The following is a 21,444-nucleotide window of genomic DNA, read 5'->3' as shown; positions in this document are numbered from 1 at the left end:
AGCAGATCGGGGCGAGCAGGTCAGGCCTGGCATTTCGGGCACCAGTAGAGCTTGCGTGCGGCCATCTCCTCGAGGGTGATGTGGGTGCCGCAGACCCGGCAGGGCAGCCCCTCGCGCTTGTACACCCAGTGCCGGTCGGCCCGTCGCCTCAGGGCGCGCCCGTACGCCGCGTCGCCGAGGCCGTCCATGGTCATCATCTGCCCGGTCGACACGCCGATCTTTAGCAGGTGCGCCCAGTCTCGCCAGAGCGCCCGGGACTGCTCGTCACTGAGCGACTTGCCCGGCGCATACGGGTTCAGGCGCGCACGGAAGAGCAACTCGGCCCGGTAGACGTTGCCGATGCCGCTGACCACCAACTGATCCATCAAAAGGCGCCCGATCGGGGTGGGTTTCTTCCGCACCACCGTGACGAAGCGGTCCTCGGCGGCTGGGCTGTCATCAAGCATCGGGTCCGGCCCGAGACGGTCCATCGCCTCGTGCACCTGCTGAGGGTCGAGCACCACGCATGCCGTGGGCCCGCGCAGGTCCGCCACGACGTCGTCGGCCAGCAGACGCACCCGAACCTGGCCGATGGGTGCGGGCGGGAAGCCGTCGGGTTCGACGCTGACTTTCTCGTCTTCCGCCATCCGCAGCCGGGTCAGCCGGGGCGCGCCGATGCTCTGCAACGAGTCCTCCCCCGCCAGGCCCTGTATGACGTCACCCGCGCCGCGCCTGACGGTCCGGCGCCTGCGACCCGAGATGGCGGCGTCCGTACCGTGCGCTTGGATGTCCCCGGCGAAGTCCCAGGCGCCGTACAACCCCAGGTGCACGCGCAGCCAGAGCCCGTTGTCGAACTCCAGGAACATCTGCTTGCCGACGGCACGGGCATCCGTCATGATGTGTCCGTCGAGCATCGCCGCGCCGTCCACGAACCGGCCCTGCGGCGACGACAGCTGGATGCTTTTACCCACGAAGTTGCGGGCGAACTGGCGCGCAATGCGGTGGACGGAATGACCCTCAGGCACGGCTAGTCGGCGAGACGCGTGCCGTTGATGGTGCAGTGCGCCTCGTACTCCGCCAGCTGCAGGATGCGTCGGCAGTGGCGTTCGTCGCCGGGGAACGGCTCCGAGATGAAGGCGTCGATGAAGTCGATGGCGTCCTCGATGGTGTGCTGCCTGGCACCGATGGAGATGACGTTCGCGTCGTTGTGCTCGCGGGCGAGCCTGGCGGTGCTGAGGCTCCAGACCAGCGCGGCGCGTACGCCCTTCACCTTGTTCGCGGCCATCTGCTCGCCGTTGCCCGAGCCGCCGAAGACGACGCCGAGCGCGTCGACGCCGACGGACAGGTCGGTGACGACGGCCTCGGCCGCCCGGATGCAGAAACCGGGGTAGTCGTCGAGGGCGTCATAGACCTCCGGTCCGTGGTCCACGACTTCGTGACCGGCCAGGGTGAGGTGCGTGACCAGCTGGTGGCTGAAGTCGAGGCCGGCGTGGTCAGTGGCGATATGGATGCGCATGCAACCGATTATATTTACTCGACTTGCTCGGCCGATACCGTCGCAGCCGTGGCGAAGATCGGCTCCCGGGTGCGGGAGCGCTTCAGCTCGAAGAAACCGTCGTACCCGGCAACGGCCACCACACCGTCCCACAGCTTGAGCGCCGCATCGCCGCTCGGCGCGGGCGAGATGACCGGGCCGAAGAAGGCCACGTCGTTCACGGCGATGACGGGGGTGCCGACATCCTGGCCCACCCGCTCCATGCCGTCGAAGTGGCTGGCGCGCATCTGCACGTCGTGGTGGTCGCTGTCGGCCCACTCCGCGAACGATGCCGGCAGGCCCACCTCGGCGAGCGCGGCGGGAATGACCTCGTCGGGGTTTGTGCTGCCACCGAGGTGGATGCGGACGCCCAGGGCATCGTAGAGCGCCTTGACCGTTTTCTGGCCGTGCAGCTCCTGCGCGGCAGCAACCAGGCGGGTGTACTTGAGAGCCCGGGGGAAGAACGCGCGGTATTCCTCGGACACGTCCTGGTCCTCGTTCAGAACGGCGAGGCTCATCACCTTCCACTCGACGTCGAAACCGCGCAGGGCGGAGACCTCGTCCACCCAGCGGGAGGTCATCCAGGCCCAGGGGCAGGAGGGGTCGAACCAGAACTTTACAGAGTCAGCCATGAGGCTCAGCCTAAGTGTCTCCCGGCTGGGAAAGCGCCGACGGAGACCGAACGTAAACCCCTGTCCAGAGAGGGTATCCTCGGCAAAATGTCTGGTTGTTGCCCATTTCCGACTAAAATTGTTCGTTATGCCCGAAAGCGGGCCCCTTTTTTTCGCAGCAACATGATCTCTACGAGAGAAGTTCCAATGCCCAGAACCAGCTCATTTTCCGGTGCCGACGGCACGGCGGTGAAGACCAAGAATCCGCTCCTGCAGCGTCGTTTAAAGGTGTCACACGTGAACGTGGTCGACCAGTCAAGGCTGAAGAAAGCCCTCGGCGGGACCATCGTGGGAAACACGATGGAATGGTACGACGTCGGCGTGTTCGGCTACCTCATCACGACCATGGGTCCGGTGTTCCTGCCCGAGTCCGACCCGACCGTGCAGACCTTGTTCCTGCTCGGCACCTTCGCCGCGACGTTCATCGCCCGCCCGCTGGGTGGTGTGTTCTTCGGCTGGCTCGGTGACAAGATCGGCCGCCAGAAGGTGCTGTCGATGACCCTGATCCTGATGGCGGCATCCACTTTCGCCGTGGGCTTGCTGCCCGGCTACGCTCAGGTGGGCATGTTCGCCGCCGCGCTGCTGGTCTTCACCAAGCTCGTGCAGGGCTTCTCCACCGGCGGTGAGTACGCCGGTGCGACCACCTTCGTGAGCGAGCACTCGCCCGACAAGCACCGCGGCTTCTTCGCCAGCCTGCTCGATATGGGCAGCTACCTCGGCTTCGCCATCGGCGCCGCGCTTGTGTCCATCCTGCAGATCACCCTCGGGCAGCCCGTCATGGAGGACTGGGGCTGGCGGATCCCGTTCCTGATCGCCGGACCGCTCGGCCTGATCGCCATCTGGTTCCGTCTGAAGATCGAGGAATCCCCCACCTTCCAGGCCACTCTGGACGCGAAGGAACTGGCCGCGACCGACCCGTCGTTCTCCGACGAGTCCGCCCCGTCCAACAGCCCGGTCAGCATTTTCAAGAACCACTGGCGCGGCATCATCGTCGCGATGATCCTCGTCGCCGCGGCCAACACGCTCGGCTACGCACTCACCTCATACATGCCGACGTACCTCACCGCCACCAAGGGCTACGACGAGCTGCACGGGACACTGCTCACCATCCCGATCCTCGTTATCATGGCGCTCTGCATCCCCCTGGCCGGCCGCCTGTCCGACAAGATCGGTCGTCGTCCCGTGCTCTGGATGGGTTCGCTCAGCGCCGTAGTGCTCTCCATCCCCGCCTTCATGCTGATCGGCGTCGGCGAGATCTGGACGACGCTGCTCGGCCTGGCTCTGATCGCCCTGCCCGTCACGTTCTACGTCTCCAACCTCGCCTCGGCCCTGCCGGCGCTGTTCCCGACCGAAAGCCGTTACGGTGCCATGGGCATCGCGTACAACTTCTCGGTGGCCATCTTCGGTGGCACGACGCCGTTCATCATCGCGGCGCTGATCGCCACGACCGAGAACGACATGATGCCGGCGTACTACCTGATGGGGACATCCGTCATCGGCGGAATCGCGATCTTCTTCCTGCGCGAGTCTGCCGGGCGTCCGTTGATCGGCTCGATGCCCAGCGTGGACTCGGTCTTCGAGGCCCGCGAACTGGTCGCCACGCAGGATGACAACCCTGCCCTGGACACCGACGAGATGCCGTTCGACGAGACCTATGAGCCGCCGACCTCGTCGATGGATCTCTCATCGCTCGCGACGGAGCCGAAAACCGAGCCGGAGCCGCTGAAGGTCTAGCGACACCCTGCTGCATCGACCGGTGGTCCGGCGTGCGGAGGCCCTGGTCTCGGCGCGCCGGGCCACCGGTCTGTGTGCTGTGTGCACCGGGCCGGGCCATCGCGGGGGCCATCGTAGAATTGTCCGATGATCACGACCCCTCCGACCGAGCCCGCTCCCGGGGCCGTGTCCACCCCGGGGATCGACCCTGCCGAGATGGCGATCGCCCTGCGCGTGCTCGCCTCGCTCAGCGAGATCGACCCCGAAGACCCCGATTTCGTCACCGTGCGGCAGGCCACCGCCAAGATGTTCAAGTCCGTCAAGATGGTGCGACGCGGCGAGAAGCGGCAGGCGATCGCGGATGCCGACCGGGAGGTCATCGCCGCGACCGCGACCGGCGCCGCCACCCGCATCGACGACGAGACCATCGGCGCCCAGCTGCGCCTGGGCACCGACCGGGCGTCGGCCGGCGAGCTGCTCGTGCCACGGGCCTGCTACATCTGCAAGCAGAAGTACACCCTCGTCGACGCTTTCTACCACCAGCTCTGCCCTGCCTGCGCGGCAATGAGCCACGAGAAGCGGGATGCCCGCACCGACCTGACCGGCAAGCGCGCCCTGCTCACGGGCGGCCGCGCCAAGATCGGCATGTACATCGCCCTGCGCCTGCTGCGCGACGGCGCCCACACCACCATCACCACCCGGTTCCCGCGCGACGCGGTGCGCCGCTTCAGCGCCATGCCGGACTCTGCCGACTGGCTGCACCGTCTCCGCATCGTCGGGATCGACCTGCGCGACCCGGCCCAGGTGATCGGCCTGGCCGACTCCGTCGCCGCGGCCGGGCCGCTGGACATCCTGATCAACAACGCCGCCCAGACCGTGCGCCGCTCCCCCGGCTCGTACTCGATGCTGGTCGAGGCCGAGCAGTCGCCGCTGCCGGAGGGCGTCATCCCGGAGATCGTCACGTTCGGGCACACCAGTGACGCGCACCCGACCGCGCTCGCGGCATCCGTCACCAGCCATCCGATCCTGGCCGCAGCAGCCGGCGCGAGTGGCGCACTCACGGCAGACGACCTGACCGCCCTGGCGCTCGCGCCGGGCTCCTCGTCACTCGCGCGTCTCGCCGCCGGCACCGCGATCGACGCCGGCGGGCTCGTGCCCGACCTGCACTCCCGAAACAGCTGGACCGCGAACGTGGAAGACGTCGACCCGCTGGAGATGCTGGAGGTGCAGCTGTGCAACACCACGGCCCCGTTCCTGCTGGTCAGCCGTCTGCGTGGCTCGCTCGCGGCATCCGACGCCCGCCGCACCTACATCGTGAACGTGTCGGCGATGGAGGGCGTGTTCGGCCGCGGGTACAAGGGGCCCGGCCACCCGCACACGAACATGGCCAAAGCCGCGCTGAACATGCTCACCCGCACGAGCGCGAAGGAGATGCTGTCCGACGGCATCCTGATGACCAGCGTCGACACCGGCTGGATCACCGACGAGCGGCCGCACCCCACCAAGGTCCGCCTCGCCGAGGAGGGCTTCCACGCCCCACTCGACCTGGTCGACGGCGCGGCGAGGGTCTACGACCCGATTGTGCGTGGCGAGGGCGGCGAGGACCTCTGCGGCGTCTTCCTCAAGGACTACAAGCCCGGCCTCTGGTAGCCGGGGCAGGTCGTCGGAGGGGTCCAGACCCAGGGGGTCGTCGTCGTGATGGCCTGAAAGCCCAGCCGCAGCAGGATCGGTTTGCTGTCGTCGGAGGCATCCACGTGCACGAAGCGCACATCGCGTTGGTGCGCGAGCCGCGCGCGGTATGCCACCAGCGCCCGGTAGATGCCGCGGCCCCGCCAGGCGGCCAGGGTCGACCCACCCCAGAGTCCCGCGAAATCGGTGCCGGGGGTGAACTCGACCCGGCACGAGGAGACGAGCTCGCCGCCGCGCACGCCACCGGCCTCGGCGACGAACACGAGCACGTCGCCCGGGGCATCACGCACACCGGCCTCCAGCTGGTCGGCCAGCCAGGCGTAGTCCTCGTCCCAGACCTGCGACTGCAGCGCGGCGATGCGCTCGAAGTCGACCCGGGTGTCGACCTGCCTGATCGTGACGCCGACCGGCAGCACCGGCACGGTGTTCAGGCGTTCGGTCTCGGCGACGACGACCGTCTCCAGCTCCTCGGCCACGAAGCCGGCCGCGAGCAGGCGGTCCGGCAGGTCGGCTGGCAGGTCGTGGCCGCGGGTCTTCCATTCAAAGGCCTCGCCGCGGGCAGCGAAGAAGTCGCGGTGCTCCGCGATCAGGGCGTCGAGCGCCGCGCCGGTCGCACCCACGTCGCGAGCAGTCTCGACGAACCCCTGGTGCCGTCCCAAGATCCGCAGAACCGGGCCCGACAGTTCGTAACGGATGCCCGTGGGCCGGTCGGTCGGAACCCGGAGCCGGAGCTGTGCGTCGTAGGCGTCACGGAGCGCGTCATGGGTTGTCATTGTGACCAACCCTAGAGCCGCCCCGAACGAATTCGACCGAGATTTTGTCCGAAACAGCTCCACGGAGGCCTGAAACGGCTCCTTTCCGCAGAATCTCCGTCGAATGGATTCCACACCGGACACCGGACGCGGGACGCCAGGCGCCGGACGACGGGCGAGCGCACGCGCACGGCCGGGCGGCGCCTCCGCTCACCTGCCGGGGCGACGGTCCCTACGCGCCGCCAGTGCAGCGCCCGCCTGTGCAGCCTGGTGGCTGCGCGGGGGCTCGGCATCGGGCGCGAGCACGAAGCCGTTTCGGTGCCGCGTGCCGGTCGATCGGAGCGGAGGTCGCCGGGTCGTCCGACACTTTCGACGCCCACACGTCGTGGCGGGCGCTCATGCCGCGCGCCCCCACGTCAGCGAACTCACGGTACCGGTCGCCCGTCGCGGCCCGCGGGTCGGTGCTTGCCCTTGTGCAGACACCATATTCCTTGGCTAGGCTGATTATTCGCGCGCTGCGCCACAAGCGTCGGCGCGCGTGCAGACCGCGAAACCGAGATGGAGAAACCGTTGCCCGGAGAGAACCTCACCAGGATCGAAGCCCAGGAGCGCGCCGCGCTCATCACCGTTCAGAGCTATGAGGTCACCCTTGACCTCACGACCGGACCGGAAACGTTCGGCAGCGAGACCACGGTGCACTTCACCGCGACGCCCGGTGCGTCCACCTTCATCGACGCGATCACCCGCACCGTGCACTCGGTGACGCTGAACGGCGCCGCGCTCGACCCCTCACTCGTCAGTGACGGCATCCGGATTCAGCTCGACGGACTCGCCGCCGAGAACACGCTCACCGTCGTCGCCGACGCCGAGTACACGAACACCGGCGAGGGCCTGCACCGCTTCGTCGACCCGGTCGACAACGAGGTCTACCTGTACAGCCAGTTCGAGGTGCCCGACTCCCGCCGCGTCTTCGCCGTGTTCGAGCAGCCCGACCTCAAGGCCACGTTCGCCTTCACCGTCACCGCCCCCGGCGCCTGGGAAGTCATCTCCAACTCCGTCACGCCCGAGCCGACGGATGCCGGCAGCGGCCACAAGACCTGGGCGTTCGCCCCCACCCACACCATCTCCAGCTACATCACCGCCCTCGTCGCCGGCCCCTACGCAGTCGTGTGCAGCGAGCTGACGTCCAGCGACGCCCGCATCATCCCGCTCGGGCTCTTCTGCCGTAAAAGCCTGTTCGAGTTCCTCGACGCGGATTACCTGTTCGAGAAGACCCGCCAGGGCTTCGCATACTTCGAGGGCAAGTTCAACTACCCGTACCCGTTCGACAAGTACGACCAGATGTTCGTGCCGGAATTCAACGCGGGCGCCATGGAGAACGCCGGCGCGGTCACCTTCACGGAGACGTACGTGTTCCGGTCCAAGGTCACCGACGCCATCAAGGAACGCCGCGTCGTCACCGTGCTGCACGAACTGGCGCACATGTGGTTCGGAGACCTCGTCACCATGAAGTGGTGGAACGACCTGTGGCTGAACGAGTCGTTCGCCGAGTGGGCGTCGACCATGGCGACCGCCGAGGCCACCGAGTGGACCGAAGCGTGGACCACCTTCGCCGTGATGGAGAAGAGCTGGGCCTACAAGCAGGACCAGCTGCCCTCCACCCACCCGATCACCGCCACGATCAACGACCTCGAAGACGTGCAGGTCAACTTCGATGGCATCACCTACGCCAAGGGCGGCTCCGTGCTCAAGCAGCTCGTGGCCTGGGTCGGCCGCGACGAATTCTTCACCGGCGTCGCCGCGTACTTCCAGAAGCACCAGTGGGGCAACACCGAGCTGACCGACCTGATGGCCCTGCTCGAAGCCTCCAGCGGCCGCGATCTCACCGAGTGGACGAAGCTGTGGCTCGAGACCGCGGGCGTGAACACGCTGCGTCCCGAGATCACCGTGGACACGTCCGGCACCATCACCGGCTTCACGGTGCTGCAGACCGCCGCGGCCGACTACCCCACCATCCGCCCGCACCGCCTCGCCATCGGCTTCTACGACCGGACGGACGGCGCCCTGGTGCGCACGCACCGGATCGAGATCGACGTCGACGGCGAGCAGACGGATGTCCCGTCACTGCTCGGCCGCCAACAACCCGACCTCGTTCTGCTCAATGACGATGACCTGGCCTACGCCAAGATCCGCCTCGACCCGGCATCGCAGGAGGTGGCCCTCGAGAACCTCGCCGCGATCGAGAGCCCCCTCGCCCGCGCCATCATCTGGGGCGCGGTCTGGGACGCCACCCGTGACGCCGAGACCTCGGCGCGCGACTTCATCACGCTTGTGCTCGGCAACGTCGCGACGGAATCCGAGTCCACCACGCTGCGCACCGTGCTCGGCCAGGTTGTGCTCGCCGCCTCGTACTACGTCAGCGAGGAATTCCGCACGAGTACAGTCAAGGAGGTCGGGGACGCGCTCTGGTCCCTCGCCCGCCACGCCGACGCCGGCAGCGACGAGCAGTTCCAGTTCGTGAAGTTCTTCGCCGCCATCGCGACCACCGACAGCCAGCTGGCATCCGTTGCCGCGCTGCGGGGTGGCACGGCGCCGCTCGACGGCCTCGAGATCGACACCGACCTCTCCTGGGAGCTGCTCATCGCCCTCGTGGCCGGCGGCAAGGCCGGCGCGGTTGAGGTCGACGCAGCGCTGGCCGCGGACAACACCGCGACCGGCGCCCAGTCGGCCGCGCAGGCCCGCGCCGCCATCCCCACCCTGGAGGGCAAGCAAGCCGCCTGGTCATCTCTGATCGACGTGGACACCGCGCCGAACACCATCGTTCGGGTCACGGCAGCCGGTTTCCTACGCGCCAACGACATCACGTTGCTGGAGCCGTTCGTCGAGCAGTACTTCACCATGTTGCAGCCGATTTGGGCCGCCCGCAGCTTCTCCATCGCGGAAAAGCTCGTGCTCGGCCTCTACCCGGCGCCACTGGCTGACCAGGCGCTCGTCACCGCGACGCGAACGTGGCTCGACGCCAACCCGGAGCCGCTCGCGCTGCGTCGCCTGGTGATCGAGAACCTGGCCGGGGTCGAACGCGCTCTCGCCGCCCAGGCGCGCGACGCGGAGTAGCCGCGCCGAGGCATCCGCCCGCCCGCGCCGTTCGTGCCCCACGCCGCATCCGCCCTCGCCCTCGGCCCTGACAAATTCGACGGAGATTCTGCTCCCCGAGCCGCACAAAACCGGTTCAGCTCGTCATCTGGTCAGAAATCTCCGTCGAATTCGTTCGAGCGGGTGGCAGAGGTCAGCAGGGTGCGGCTGGGTGCGGAGCCGCGGACTCAGGACTTGGACAGGACGCGGCTCTGTAGACTCGGATCGTTATGGACTTTGACGCAATCTGGCTTGAACTGATTCAATTCTTCACAATCGACCTGTGGCTCAGGGTCATCAATATCGTCGTCATCATTGTGGCCGCGCTGGTCACCCGGTGGGTGTTGCGCTTCGTGATCGACCGCGTCGTGCAACAGATCGTCACGGGGGTCAAGAAGACCCAGAACGTGGAGGACACGCAGGCGCTGAGCGTTTCGCCGCTAGCCGCCGTGCGCGTCGTGCAGCGCACCCGCACCCTCGGTTCGGTGCTCTCGAATATCATCAACGTGACCCTGTTGATCGTGACGATCCTGCTGATCGTCAACATCATCAACAATGAAATCCTGGGCTCCTTCGCCCTGCTGACGGCCGCGCTCGGTGCCGGTCTCGGTTTCGGCGCGCAGAACATCGTCAAGGACATCCTGAACGGGCTGTTCATGGTCGTGGAGGACCAGATCGGCGTGGGCGACATCGTCGACGTGGGCTTCGCTTCCGGGGTCGTGGAGACCGTCGGCATCCGTGTCACCCAGGTGCGCGACATCGACGGCACTCTGTGGTTCGTGCGCAACGGTGAGATCCTGCGCGTCGGCAACATGTCCCAGGGCTGGGCGCGCGTGATCATCGACCTCGCCATCCCCTACTCGTCCGATGTCGAGGCGGTGCAGAACGAGTTGCTGCGCGTCGCGAAGGCGCTCGCCTCCAGCCGCAAGTGGCGGTCGGTGATATTGGAGAAGCCGGAGATCTGGGGACTCGAGTCGATCTCCGCCGAGGCCCTCGTCGTGCGCCTCGTCGTCAAGACCCGGGTGGCGGCGAAGTGGGACTTCGCCCGCGACCTGCGCCTGCACCTGAAGAAGGCGCTGGACGGGCTCGGCATCGGTCTGACTCCGCTCAACAGCGTGGTCATGGCCGGCACGGATGGCGCGGTCGCCGCCGGCTCCGACCCCGGCTCCGATGGAACGGCCGACGCGGCCGCGGAAGCAGCCGCGGCCATGCCGGACCTCACCACCGGCCCGTTCACCGCCCCGATCCCGGTGCGGAAGAAAAAGGCTCCCCGCGCACCCCGCCGACCCAGGAACGCCGCGACCGCGCTGCCCCAGGAGGCACACCCGCGCACAGCGTCAGCGGATGCTTCCGGTACAGACCCGGCTGTACCCACAACCGCGACACCCAAGACCGAGACACCCAAGGCCCCGACACCCAAGACCGAGGCACCCACGCACACGGCACCAGATCCGGAGACTCACGATGACGAATGACCCCGGCGCCCCGACTCCTGCCGCGCCCGGTGCGGTCCACCTGCGCGAGGGCGAGAACGGCACCGCGATCGGCCTCACGTTCTACGCGCAGGTCGGCGGTAGGCCGTTCTTCGAGAATCTGGTGAACGAGTTCTATCGCGGCGTCGCCACCGACCCGGTACTGAAGCCGATGTACCCCGAGGATGACCTGGGCCCGGCCGCCGAGCGTCTGACCATGTTCCTCGAGCAGTTCTGGGGTGGCCCGACCACCTACAGCGAGCAGCGCGGCCACCCGCGGCTGCGCCAACGGCACCAGCCCTTCAAGGTGAACCCGGATTCCCGCGACCGCTGGCTGAACCACATGCGCGCCGCCGTCGACAAGGCCGCTTTACCACCGCTGCAGCGCGACCAGCTCTGGGACTACCTCGAGCGCGCGGCCTTCGCGATGCTCAACACCTTCGACGAGTAGCAGCGCACCCGCTCTCGGCGCCTGCTTTACGAGTCGAGCTCGGCGACGATCTCTGCGGCCGCTGCGCGTCCCATCCGAATTGCGCCGTCGACGTGCTGGTAGCCCTTTCCGGCGAGGTCGCTGCAGGAGAACAGGATCGGGCCGACCGGTGTGCGCAGGTCCGCGCCGAAGCGAGCCAGCCCGCCCAGGTCGAAGCTCGCCGCGTAGGCGCCGCGGGTCCACTCTTCCGTGCCCCAGTCGCTCTCGTAGTAGACGACGGGGGTCAGTGCCTTCTCGCCGAAGTAGTGCGAGAGCGAGGTGAGGATGCGCTGCTTGCGCTCCTCCGCCGAGACGGTGAACACGCCGTCGGCGGCCTCGTCGGAGACGAAGCCGACCAGGGTGCCGCGCGGGTCGTTGAAATTGGTATTGTCGTAGGCCTCGTGGGAGAGCTCGTAGGGGCTGAAGGCCGTGCCGGAGAGGCCGTCCTCCCGCCAGAACGGGGTCTCGTAGACCGCGTGCACCTTGATCACGAAGCCCATCGAGAGGTGCTGGTGCATCATCTGCTGGCGGCGCGGCAGCGGCGGATCGAAGGAGATCCGGGTGTAGAGCACGGGAGGAACGGCAACGACCACGCGACGCGCACGCACCTCGAGGTCGTCGGTGAGCACACTCACGCCGGCGTCGCCCCAGCGCACTGTGCGGGCGGCCTGCCCGAGGAAGACGTCGTCACCGAGGTTCTCGGCCAGCAGGATCGGCACCCGCTGCAGCCCGCCCACGACCCGTTCGTCGAGGATGAAGTCGGCGTCGACGAGGTTGCTGAAACTGCCGGCGCTGGCCGCCATCAGGAGGGCCTGCAGCGTGGAAAAAGCGTGCGCCGGCTTGGTCAGCATGGCCCCGGCGATGAAAAGGCTGATGTTGTCGCGGGCCTCCTGGTCGTCGGTCTCCTGCTCCAGCCAGCGCCGGAAGGAGATCTGGTCGAGCTCCACCGCACGCGGGTGTGCCCAGGGACGGTCGGGGTCCATCTGGTCCACGAACTCGTCGAGAGTGGCGATCAGGGCCACCATCTCGCGCTCGGTGTCGGCCGAGACCGGGAAGATCTCGCCCTCGAACCGGGTTCGCTCCCCCGCGGCGTTGATGTAGACGCTTTCGCCCTCGCGGTACCGCGCGAAGGTCTCGAGGCCCAGCTCGGCGATGGTCTCCTTGAGTGCGTCCTGATCGGGCGAAACCCACTGGCCGCCGATCTCGAGCATGGCACCGTCGATGTCGTCGGTGTGGAGGCGGCCGCCGACGCGGTCGCGCGCTTCGAGCACGGCCACGGTCAGGCCGGCCTTCCGCAGCTCGGTCGCCGCGGTCAGGCCGGATGCCCCGGCGCCGATGATGACGATGTCACGTTCGATGATGCTCACGGAGTGCTCCATTGCGTTCTGGTGGTGGGGAAGCAGGTGAAAAATAGGTACGTCGCCGGTCAGGAGACCGGGATGAGGGTGTACTTGGTGGACAGGTACTCCTGGATGCCCTCGAGCCCGCCTTCACGGCCCAGACCGGATTGCTTGACACCGCCGAACGGTGCCGCCGCGTTGGAGACCAGGCCCGTGTTCAGACCCATCATTCCGGTTTCAAGCTTGGCGATCATCCGCTGCCCGCGGGCGAGGTCCTGGGTGTAGACGTAGCTGATCAAGCCGTACTCGGTGGAGTTGGCCAGGCGCACGCCCTCCGCCTCGTCGGCGAAGGTGACGATGCCGACGACCGGGCCGAAGATCTCCTCGGTCAGGAGCGCGCTGGCCGGGGCCACGTCCGTCAGCACGGTGGGCTCGTAGAAGGAGCCGGCGCCTTCGGGGCGCTTGCCGCCGGCGAGCAGGGTGGCTCCGTGGGCCAGCGCGTCCTGCACGAGGGCGTCGGTGCCGGCGACGGCAGCCTCGCTGACGAGCGGGCCGATGGTGACGCCGGCTTCGGTGCCGCGGCCGATCTTCAGCGCGCCGACTCGCTCGGTCAGGCGGCGGGCGAACTCGGCGGCGACGGACTCGTGCACGATGAAACGGTTGGCCGCGGTGCAGGCCTGCCCGATGTTGCGGAACTTGGCGAGCATCGCGCCCTCGACGGCCTTGTCCAGGTCGGCGTCTTCGAAGACGACGAACGGGGCGTTGCCGCCGAGCTCCATCGAGGTGCGCAGCACACCCTGGGCCGCCTGCTGAATGAGCTTGCGGCCCACGGGGGTCGACCCGGTGAAGCTGAGTTTCCTCAGCCGGGGGTCGGCGATGATCGGCCCGGCAACGGCGGACGAGGTCGACGTGGTGATCACATTGACGACGCCGGCCGGTACTCCGGCGTCTTCGAGCAGCTGTACGAAGAAGAGGGTAGTCAGTGGGGTCAGCTCGGCGGGCTTCACGACGACCGTGCAGCCGGCGGCGAGTGCGGGGGCGATCTTGCGTGTGGCCATGGCCAGCGGGAAGTTCCACGGAGTGATCAGCAGGCACGGTCCGACCGGATATTGCGAGACAACCATCGTGCCGGTTCCCTCCGGGTTCAGCCCGAAGCGACCGCTGATGCGCACGGCCTCCTCGCTGAACCAGCGCAGGAACTCACCGCCGTAGGTGACCTCTCCGTTGGCCTCGGCGAGAGGTTTGCCCATCTCCAAGGTCATCAGCAGCGCAAAGTCATCGCGGCGCTCCTGCAGCAGGTCGAAGGCACGGCGCAGGATCTCGGCCCGCGCACGCGGCGCGGTGGCCGCCCACGACTCGGCCGCCTCGACGGCCGCATCGAGGGCACGGATGCCGTCGGCGGCATCCGCGTTCGCGATCCGTTTGAGCACAGCACCGGTCGCCGGGTCGGTGACCTCGATGGCCTTACCGCCGCCCTGCTGCCAGGTGCCGTTGATGTAGAGGCCGTCCGGGACGCGGGCGAGCAGTTCGGTTTCACGAGTGGACACGATGAGTCTCTTTCCGATGCGATACGGGAGATGCGAATGAGATTTTTATCAGGGGTGAAGGCCGTGCAGAAAGGGCGTTTCCGCCACCCTCCCCGCAGCGTTCCCCCAGTATGACTGATCGCCCTGTGCCCCCGTCGGGTTCGGGCAGGAGACCGCGGAGCCAGGGCTCAGGCGGCGGCGAGCACACTCGCCAGCACCTGCAGGCCCTCGACGAGGAGGTCGTCGGAGATGCTCAGAGGCGGCAGGAAGCGGATCACGTTGCCGTAGGTGCCGCAGGTGAGCAGCACGACGCCCCTGACGTGGGCGGCGGCCACGACGCGGCCGGTGAGGGCGGCATCCGGGACTCCGGTCACCGGGTCGACCAGTTCGATGGCGATCATGGCGCCTCGCCCGCGCACATCGCCCACACGCTTGTCGACGGCACGGATGGCGTTCAGCCGTCCGGTCAGGATGGCGCCGATTTCACGGGCGCGCTGGGCCAGGTTCTCGGTCTCATAGCTGCGCATGGTGGCCAGGGCCGCGGCGCAGGCGAGCGGGTTGCCGCCGTAGGTGCCGCCGATGCCGCCGACCTGCGGCGCGTCCATGATCTCGGCGCGGCCGGTGACGGCGGAGAGCGGCAGGCCGCCGGCGATGCCCTTGGCCATCACCATCAGGTCGGGCACGATGCCCTCGTGGTTGCTGGCGAAGAGGTCGCCGGTGCGGGCGAAGCCGGTCTGCACCTCGTCGGCAATGAAGACGACCTCGTTGGTGCGGCACCAGTCCACCAGGGTGGGAAGGAAGCCCGGTGCGGGCACGATGAAGCCGCCCTCACCCTGGATCGGCTCGATGATCAGGGCGGCCAGGTTGTCGGCGCCGACCTGCTTTTCTATCTGGGAAATGGCGCGCCGGGCGGCCCCGACCCCGTCGAGTCCGGCGTCACGGTAGGGGTACGACGTGGGTGCCCGGTAGATCTCCGCGGCGAAGGGGCCGAAGCCGTTCTTGTACGGCTGGTTCTTCGCGGTGAGGCCCATGGTCAGGGTGGTGCGGCCGTGGTACGCGTGGTCGAAGGCGACGACGGCCTGCTTGCCGGTGTAGTGCCGGGCGATCTTGACGGCGTTCTCCACGGCTTCGGCGCCGGAGTTGAACAGGGCACTGCGCTTGGCGTGGTCGCCCGGGGTGAGCCGGTTGAGCGTCTCAGCCACCTCGATGTACGAGTCGTAGGGCGTCACGGTGAAGCACGTGTGCGTGAACTGGGCCAGTTGGGCTGCCACGGCTGCCACGACCTCGGGGGCGCTGTTGCCGATGCCGGTCACGGCGATGCCGCTGCCGAGGTCGATCAGGAAGTTGCCGTCGACGTCGACAAGCACACCGCCGCCGGCCGCGACGATATAGGCAGGCAGGGTCACGCCCACCCCGGCGGAGACGGATTCGACCTTGCGACGTCCGAGCTCTTGAGACTTCGGCCCGGGGATGGCGGTGACCAGGCGGCGTTCCTGGGGAAGGGACGGTCCACCGACCGGGATCACAGAAAGGGCGTCTACGAGGGTCATTGCTGCTCCAGTTCGCTGGCTGTTGCATCGGCGCGGGGCCGGCGACGATACCGATTCCAGAAGGCTACGCAGGGCGGCCACCCGCGACATCCGGCACCGTGTACAACGCCCGGGTGAACTTTCGCCACGTTGTACACTCGTCGCATGGCTCCGAACCTGGCCCCGCCGCTCCTGCCCACCGTGCGCCGCCTGCTGGCCCAGCCCGGCCTCCAGCTGCGCCTGCTCACGGCCGAGCCGCAGCTGCCGGCACACGCGCTCGACCAGCCCGTGGAGTGGGTTCACGGCTCCGACCTGGCCGACCCGACGCCGTTTCTCTCCGCCAGCCAGGTGCTCCTCACCACCGGCACCCAGTTCGCCGACCCGATGACGGATGCCTACTACCGCGACTACGTGCGCCGGCTCACGGCCCGCGGCATCGCCTGTCTCGGCTTCGGCACGGAGGTCGTGCGCGCCGGCACGCCGGAGGCCCTCGTTGCGGCCTGCCTTGCCGAGGGGCTGCCCCTGATCGAGGTGCCCTATGACACTCCGTTCATCGCGGTGGCGCGTGCGGCCGGCGACCTGGTCGCCGAGTTGCGCTACGCCCGCAACACCTGGGCGCTGGACGCCCAGCGGGCCATCTCGCACGCGGCCCTCCGACCCGACGGCCTGAGCAACATTCTCAGCGAGCTGTCCCGGCAGCTGGGCCACTGGGTCGCGCTCTTCGACGCGAGCGGCGCGCTCGACCGGGTCTTCCCCCGCGACGCGTTCTCCGGTTCCACCTCCTCCCCCGCGCTGCCGCAGGTGCAGGCGGAGGCCGGCCGGCTGCTCCGCCGCGGGCAGCGGGCCGGCACCACCCTCGACGAGGGCGGCGAGACCCTGACCCTGCAGACCCTGGGGCGGCAGGGCCAGCTGCGCGGGGTGCTGGCCCTCGGCGGCGTCACCCTGCTCGACCAGGCCAGCCAGCAGGTGGTGACCAGCGTCATCGCCCTCGCCGGGCTCGCACTCGAACAGAACAGCGCTCAGGGTCGCGCCCGCGGCCACCTGCGGTCCGGGCTGCTGCAGGCGCTGCTCGGCGGCGACCTGCCGCTGGTGCAGAGCATCTCCCGGGAGCTTTGGGGTGCCCTCCCGGCCGAGCCGGTACGGGTCGCCGTCGTCTCCCCACCGCCCGAACGCTGGGACGCTCTGGCCGAGCTGCTCGAACTGCGGGTCGAGGAGCGCCCCGGGCACCTGTTCTTCGCCCGCGAGGGCGGCCAGGTGCTGCTCGTCGTCGATCTCGCCGCCGATCCGGTGCTCGCCGAGCTGGTGGGCCTCGGCCTGCACGTGGGCGTCTCCGACCGGAGCGCCTACCGCGCCCTGCCGCACGCGGCGGCCCAGGCCCGACAGGCGCTCGAGCGCGCCCACGAAGGCGCAGCTGGCATCGTCGAATTCGAGGTGATCTCACGGCAGGGCGTGCTCGCGTTCCTGGCCCGAACGGATGCCTCGGAGGTCGGCCGCGCCACCCTCCGGCCGCTCTCCGACCACGATGCTGCCCACGGCACGGCGCTGCTCCCCACCCTGCGGGTGTGGCTCGAGCACAACGGCCAGTTCGGCCCGGCCGCGTCGGAGCTCGGCGTGCACCGACACACCGTGCGCGGCCGGATCAGCCACGCCGAGCAGTTGCTCGGGCGGGACCTCGGCGCGTTCCACGCCCGCGCCGACCTCTGGGCGGCGCTGCTGGCGTCGGCGGGATAGGCCCGAAACACCGCACGCACGAGGCGCCTCGCACACTGTGACGTACGCACCCACACACCGGAAAGAGACAATGTTCAGCCTGAAGGACCTTCGCATTCCGATCATCGCGGCACCCATGGCTGGTGGCGCGTCCACCCCGGCCCTGGTGCGCAGCCTCAGCGCGGGCGGCGGCCTCGGGTTCCTGGCCGCTGGGTACAAGACCCCGGATGCGCTGGCCCGGCAGATCGCCGACGTGCATCAGGGCTCGCGAACGCCGTACGGCGTGAACGTGTTCGTTCCCGGGCCGCCACTGACCGACCGGGCCGGAGTCGATGCCTACCGCCGGAGCCTGACAGCGACCGCGCTGGAACACGGCGTGGAATTGCCCCCGACACTAACCGCGGACGATGACTGGTTCTCCGCCAAGGTGGCCCTTCTCATCGGGCACCGAGTCCCCGTGGTGTCGTTCACCTTCGGGTTGCCGCCGGCCGAGGCCGTGGACGGTTTGCACGCCGTCGACGCGTGCGTGATCGCCACGGTCACCTCGGTTCGGGAGGCGGTACTCGCGGAGGAACGCGGAGTCGATCTGCTCTGCGTTCAGGGCCCGGAAGCAGGCGGACACCGGGCGACCTTCACGACGGCCGAAGAACCGGAGACCACCCCCCTGATCGAACTGGTCCGCGCCATTTCGGACCTGGCGGTTCTGCCGCTCATCGCGGCCGGGGGCATCCACTCCGGTGCTGGGATCGCGACGCTCCTGGCAGCCGGCGCGGACGCCGTGCAACTCGGTACGGCGTTCCTCCGCACCGCGGAGTCCGGCGCCCATCAGGCGCACAAGGACGCGCTCGTCGACCCGAACTTTGATCGCACCGTGGTCACGCGCGCGTTCTCCGGGCGTCCGGCACGGGGTCTGCGCAACGCGTTCATCATCGAGCACGACGCCACCGCGCCCCGGGCTTATCCGCAGGTGAACCATCTCACCAGTGGCCTCAGGGCGGATGCGGGTCGACGCGGCGACGCCGACGGGCTCGCCCTCTGGGCGGGCACCGGTTTCCGCTTTGCCCGCGAGGAACCGGCGGCCGACGTGCTCACCCGGCTGTGGCAGGACGCCCGCGTGTCGCCGAGTCAACGACCGGTGTCGAACCAGTTCGACGGAGATTTTGATGTTTGAGCCGATTCTCGGCCAGTTTAAGGCCGATCCGGGCAAAATCTCCGTCGAATTCGTTCGGGGCAGGGTGCGAACACCCAGCGAATAGTCAGCGGCTCAGCGACCAGGGCTTGCGACGCACGAGGATGTGGCCGCGGCTCGTGCTCAGCCGGGTCCACAGGCCCGTCTCAAACAGGCGCACGGGCTCGTTTTTCGGCAGGAAGCCGAGGCTGACGGCCGCGAAGGCGGCGCCGGCCGGCACGATTTCCAGGCCGGGGATCGGGCGGCTCCAGACTTCGGAGCGCACCCGCTGCACGATCTGCCCGCCGGTTCCCGCCGGGATGACGGCGGCGACTTCCTCAATGCCGGCCTGCGCCGCACCGTCGAGCAGGGCGGCATCCGTTTCACCGAGCAGGGTCCAGCCGCCTTGGGGCGGCGAGATACCGGCCCAGGTCACGGTGGTCACTTCCAGCGGCACGGTTACGGTCACTGTCGCCTCGTCCTCCCGCACGGCCGCGGTGAGGCGGGCGAGGCGGTCCAGCAGGGAGCGCACGGGAACGACCGCGTCGAGCTCGACCGGGGCGGTGAGCGCGAAGGTGCGCAGGCCCAGCACGGTCGGGCTGGAGTCGAGGAGACCGCGCGGATAGAGGATCGCGGTGTAGACGGCGAGCACCCCCGCGGCCTGAATGAGGCGCACGGAACCGTCCTCCACCCGGCTGGCGCGGGACAGGTAGACCTGGAGGTCGCGAAGGGACAGGGACTCTGGGAGAGAAAATGACTTACTCATCTGCTCCTAAACTACCAAGGTACGTCGCGCGTCACACCGGCGCGCGCGTCTGCACCGCCACGCGCCTGAGGAGGCCACATGGACTTACCGATGGAGGGCCTTCTAGCCGCCCTGGACCTCACCGACACGGGCGCCCGCACCAGCGAGGACATCTTCACCGGGCCGTCGCAGTGGATGCCGCTCGGCCGCGTTTTCGGCGGGCAGGTGCTCGCCCAGTCATTGGTCGCCGCGATGCGCACGGTTCCCGACGACCGCCATGTGCACTCGATGCATGGCTATTTCCTACGCCCCGGCGACGTGGGCCAACCGATCACCTTCTCCGTCGATCGCATCCACGACGGCCGCTCCTTCTCCACCCGCCGCACGCAGGCCTATCAGGACGGGCACCCGATCCTGTCGATGATCGCCTCGTTCCAAGACGATGATGAAGGCCTCGAGCACCAGATCGAGATGCCGACCGATATGCCCGACCCGGAGTCCTTGCCGACGGCGGCGGATGCCCTGGCCCAGGTCGACCACTCCATCGCCCGCTACTGGGCGAACGAGCGTCCGTTCGACATGCGGCACCTGCCGTCACCGATCTACCTCAAGGTGGACGGCGAGCACACCTCTCGCCAGGCCGTGTGGATGAAGACCATGGGCCCGTTGCCCGACGACCCTGACCTGCACCGCGCCGCGCTGGCATACGCCAGCGACTACTCGATCATGGAGCCTGTCATGCGCCGCCACGGCGTGGCCTGGGCCACCCCCGGGCTCAAGGTTGCGAGCCTGGACCACGCCATGTGGTTCCATCGCTTCGGCAGGGTCGACGAGTGGATGCTCTACGTACAGGATTCCCCGACCGCCCAGGGTGGACGCGGGCTCTCCACCGGCAGCATCTACAGCCGGGCGGGCCTGCTTCTCGCCACGGTCGCCCAAGAGGGCATGCTGCGCGTACCCACGAACGCGGAGTAGCCTCCTTCACATGGTCTGAGCGTCTACTGAGCAACTCCGAACGTGTTCGAACGTGTCTGAACGTGTATGAACATCCCTGAACGCCCGCCCGATCGAGGAGAACCATGACGAACGCCACCGACATCTCCCGCCGCACCGCGCTTCTGCTCGGCACCGCCGGCACCGCCGTCGCGCTGGTCGGCTGCAGCACCGACGGCGCCGAGGACTCCGGCACCGGCAACATTGGCCCGGTGGAGGTAGCCAAGCTCGCCGACATCCCCGTGGGCGGTTCGATCGAGGCCTCCCTCGATGGCAAGCCCATCCTGATCAGCCAGCCCACGGCCGGCACCGTGGTGGCGTTCAGCGCGATCTGCACCCACCAGGGCTGCGTGGTCAAATCGGCGAAGGACGAGTTCGGTTGCCCATGCCACGGCTCGAAGTTCGACCGTGCCACCGGCGAGGCCCTTGCCGGACCGGCGACCGAACCGCTGGCGCCGGTGAAGGTCACCGTCACCGGCGACGCCGTCACCGCAGGCTGAGGCGGACTGCGTCCGGGCCGGCCTACTCCGCCGGCAGGGACGCGCGCCGGGTGAATCGGATGGGTTCGTCGACGTATGGAGCCCACGCGGCGCGCTCAACCTCGTTGATCTTGCGTGGCCGCTCGGTCGCGGCGTCCACCAGCACGATTGTGGTGCTCGCCTGCGCGAAGAGAACCGCCGGCTCCAGGCCGATCGGAGTCCAGACCTCGTAGCAGACCTCGAGGCTGGCGCCGCCGAGCTTGCCGAGCCAGAGACGGATGTCCAGAGGCTGCCTCAGATACGGAATCGGCGCCAGATACTCGGCCTCCATTCGCGCGATCAGGGTCAGCGTCGCCGCGCCCGGGCGCCCGTCCAGCACGGCGGTGCCGGCGAACGCCCCGGGGCCGTCGCCGTCTTCATCCGGCCAGAACGCCTGGATGCGCGCGTCCTCGAGCACACGCAATAACTCGGCGTTGTTGACGTGGCCGTAGGCGTCCAGGTCCGACCAGCGCAACTTCACCGGAACGCGCAGCTTCATCGCGG

At 68.5% G+C, this 21,444-nt stretch carries 18 protein-coding genes; 9 read left to right on the top strand and 9 right to left on the bottom strand.

Translation table 11 applies throughout. The features are described from left to right. Positions 1 to 20: 20 nt before the first annotated feature. From E3O62_RS15655 to E3O62_RS15645, 3 genes are read right to left on the bottom strand one after another with little or no spacing between them, the layout of a single operon-like run. Complete coding sequence (locus E3O62_RS15655) at positions 21 to 1,004, bottom strand: Fpg/Nei family DNA glycosylase (protein ID WP_134399137.1); 984 nt, start codon at positions 1,002 to 1,004, stop codon at positions 21 to 23. A 2-nt stretch (positions 1,005 to 1,006) separates the two neighbouring features. Next, entirely contained in the window at positions 1,007 to 1,495 is a 489-nt protein-coding gene (locus E3O62_RS15650; protein WP_134399135.1) for a ribose-5-phosphate isomerase, read from the bottom strand. Between the two features lie 14 nt (positions 1,496 to 1,509). After that, entirely contained in the window at positions 1,510 to 2,145 is a 636-nt protein-coding gene (locus E3O62_RS15645; protein ID WP_134393931.1) for a disulfide bond formation protein DsbA, read from the bottom strand. 186 nt (positions 2,146 to 2,331) lie between these two features. Between E3O62_RS15645 and E3O62_RS15640 the strand changes: the two genes are divergently transcribed. Together E3O62_RS15640 and E3O62_RS15635 are read left to right on the top strand one after the other, a co-directional pair. After that, positions 2,332 to 3,918, top strand: a complete 1,587-nt coding sequence (locus tag E3O62_RS15640) for an MFS transporter (RefSeq protein ID WP_241973546.1) — start codon at positions 2,332 to 2,334, stop codon at positions 3,916 to 3,918. Between the two features lie 126 nt (positions 3,919 to 4,044). Then, a complete protein-coding gene (locus tag E3O62_RS15635; protein ID WP_134399131.1) occupies positions 4,045 to 5,547 on the top strand; it encodes an SDR family NAD(P)-dependent oxidoreductase in 1,503 nt (500 codons plus the stop codon). Here the strand turns inward: E3O62_RS15635 and E3O62_RS15630 are convergent. Then, positions 5,526 to 6,359, bottom strand: a complete 834-nt coding sequence (locus E3O62_RS15630; RefSeq protein ID WP_134393934.1) for a GNAT family N-acetyltransferase — start codon at positions 6,357 to 6,359, stop codon at positions 5,526 to 5,528. The two genes, E3O62_RS15635 and E3O62_RS15630, sit on opposite strands and share 22 nt — an antisense overlap. Before the next feature lie 549 nt (positions 6,360 to 6,908). On the opposite strand from E3O62_RS15630, the gene pepN reads away from it, so the two are divergent. The 3 genes from pepN to E3O62_RS15615 all read left to right on the top strand — a co-directional run bounded on the left by pepN (position 6,909) and on the right by E3O62_RS15615 (position 11,393). Then, positions 6,909 to 9,452 carry an aminopeptidase N gene (pepN, locus tag E3O62_RS15625; protein ID WP_134399129.1) on the top strand — a complete coding sequence of 848 codons (2,544 nt, stop codon included), beginning with the start codon at positions 6,909 to 6,911 and terminating at the stop codon, positions 9,450 to 9,452. A 248-nt stretch (positions 9,453 to 9,700) separates the two neighbouring features. Beyond that, complete coding sequence (locus E3O62_RS15620; RefSeq protein ID WP_198413814.1) at positions 9,701 to 10,945, top strand: mechanosensitive ion channel family protein; 1,245 nt, start codon at positions 9,701 to 9,703, stop codon at positions 10,943 to 10,945. Further along, complete coding sequence (locus E3O62_RS15615; protein ID WP_134399127.1) at positions 10,935 to 11,393, top strand: globin; 459 nt, start codon at positions 10,935 to 10,937, stop codon at positions 11,391 to 11,393. The genes E3O62_RS15620 and E3O62_RS15615 overlap by 11 nt, the downstream gene beginning before the upstream one ends. Before the next feature lie 26 nt (positions 11,394 to 11,419). Here the strand turns inward: E3O62_RS15615 and E3O62_RS15610 are convergent, their stop codons facing one another. The 3 genes from E3O62_RS15610 to gabT form a co-directional block, all read right to left on the bottom strand. Further along, positions 11,420 to 12,790: an NAD(P)/FAD-dependent oxidoreductase gene (locus E3O62_RS15610; RefSeq protein WP_134399125.1), complete on the bottom strand. Its 1,371-nt coding sequence runs from the start codon at positions 12,788 to 12,790 to the stop codon at positions 11,420 to 11,422. A gap of 47 nt (positions 12,791 to 12,837) precedes the next feature. Next, positions 12,838 to 14,301, bottom strand: a complete 1,464-nt coding sequence (locus tag E3O62_RS15605; RefSeq protein ID WP_134393938.1) for an NAD-dependent succinate-semialdehyde dehydrogenase — start codon at positions 14,299 to 14,301, stop codon at positions 12,838 to 12,840. 164 nt (positions 14,302 to 14,465) lie between these two features. Beyond that, the gene (gabT, locus tag E3O62_RS15600) at positions 14,466 to 15,827 is read right to left on the bottom strand and encodes a 4-aminobutyrate--2-oxoglutarate transaminase (protein ID WP_134399123.1); all 1,362 of its coding nucleotides are present in this window, start codon (positions 15,825 to 15,827) and stop codon (positions 14,466 to 14,468) included. Between the two features lie 144 nt (positions 15,828 to 15,971). Here gabT and E3O62_RS15595 point away from each other — a divergent pair, with 144 nt between their 5' ends. Beyond that, positions 15,972 to 17,537 carry a PucR family transcriptional regulator gene (locus E3O62_RS15595; RefSeq protein ID WP_134399121.1) on the top strand — a complete coding sequence of 522 codons (1,566 nt, stop codon included), beginning with the start codon at positions 15,972 to 15,974 and terminating at the stop codon, positions 17,535 to 17,537. A 70-nt stretch (positions 17,538 to 17,607) separates the two neighbouring features. Continuing rightward, a complete protein-coding gene (locus E3O62_RS15590; RefSeq protein ID WP_134399120.1) occupies positions 17,608 to 18,687 on the top strand; it encodes a nitronate monooxygenase family protein in 1,080 nt (359 codons plus the stop codon). An 85-nt stretch (positions 18,688 to 18,772) separates the two neighbouring features. Here the strand turns inward: E3O62_RS15590 and E3O62_RS15585 are convergent, their stop codons facing one another. Continuing rightward, a complete protein-coding gene (locus E3O62_RS15585) occupies positions 18,773 to 19,450 on the bottom strand; it encodes a hypothetical protein (protein WP_134399119.1) in 678 nt (225 codons plus the stop codon). 78 nt (positions 19,451 to 19,528) lie between these two features. Between E3O62_RS15585 and E3O62_RS15580 the strand changes: the two genes are divergently transcribed. Beyond that, positions 19,529 to 20,404 (top strand): acyl-CoA thioesterase II, encoded by an 876-nt coding sequence (locus E3O62_RS15580; protein WP_241973545.1) that lies wholly within the window; start codon positions 19,529 to 19,531, stop codon positions 20,402 to 20,404. 104 nt (positions 20,405 to 20,508) lie between these two features. Next, positions 20,509 to 20,922, top strand: a complete 414-nt coding sequence (locus E3O62_RS15575; protein ID WP_134393943.1) for a ubiquinol-cytochrome c reductase iron-sulfur subunit — start codon at positions 20,509 to 20,511, stop codon at positions 20,920 to 20,922. 22 nt (positions 20,923 to 20,944) lie between these two features. Here the strand turns inward: E3O62_RS15575 and E3O62_RS15570 are convergent, their stop codons facing one another. Next, positions 20,945 to 21,439 carry a thioesterase family protein gene (locus E3O62_RS15570; RefSeq protein ID WP_104103299.1) on the bottom strand — a complete coding sequence of 165 codons (495 nt, stop codon included), beginning with the start codon at positions 21,437 to 21,439 and terminating at the stop codon, positions 20,945 to 20,947. Between the last annotated feature and the right edge of the window lie 5 nt (positions 21,440 to 21,444).

It is taken from the genome of Cryobacterium sp. TMT2-15-1 (genome assembly GCF_004402345.1).
Classification (GTDB): Bacteria; Actinomycetota; Actinomycetes; order Actinomycetales; family Microbacteriaceae; genus Cryobacterium; species Cryobacterium sandaracinum.
This window is presented reverse-complemented; position numbering and strand designations above follow the sequence as displayed.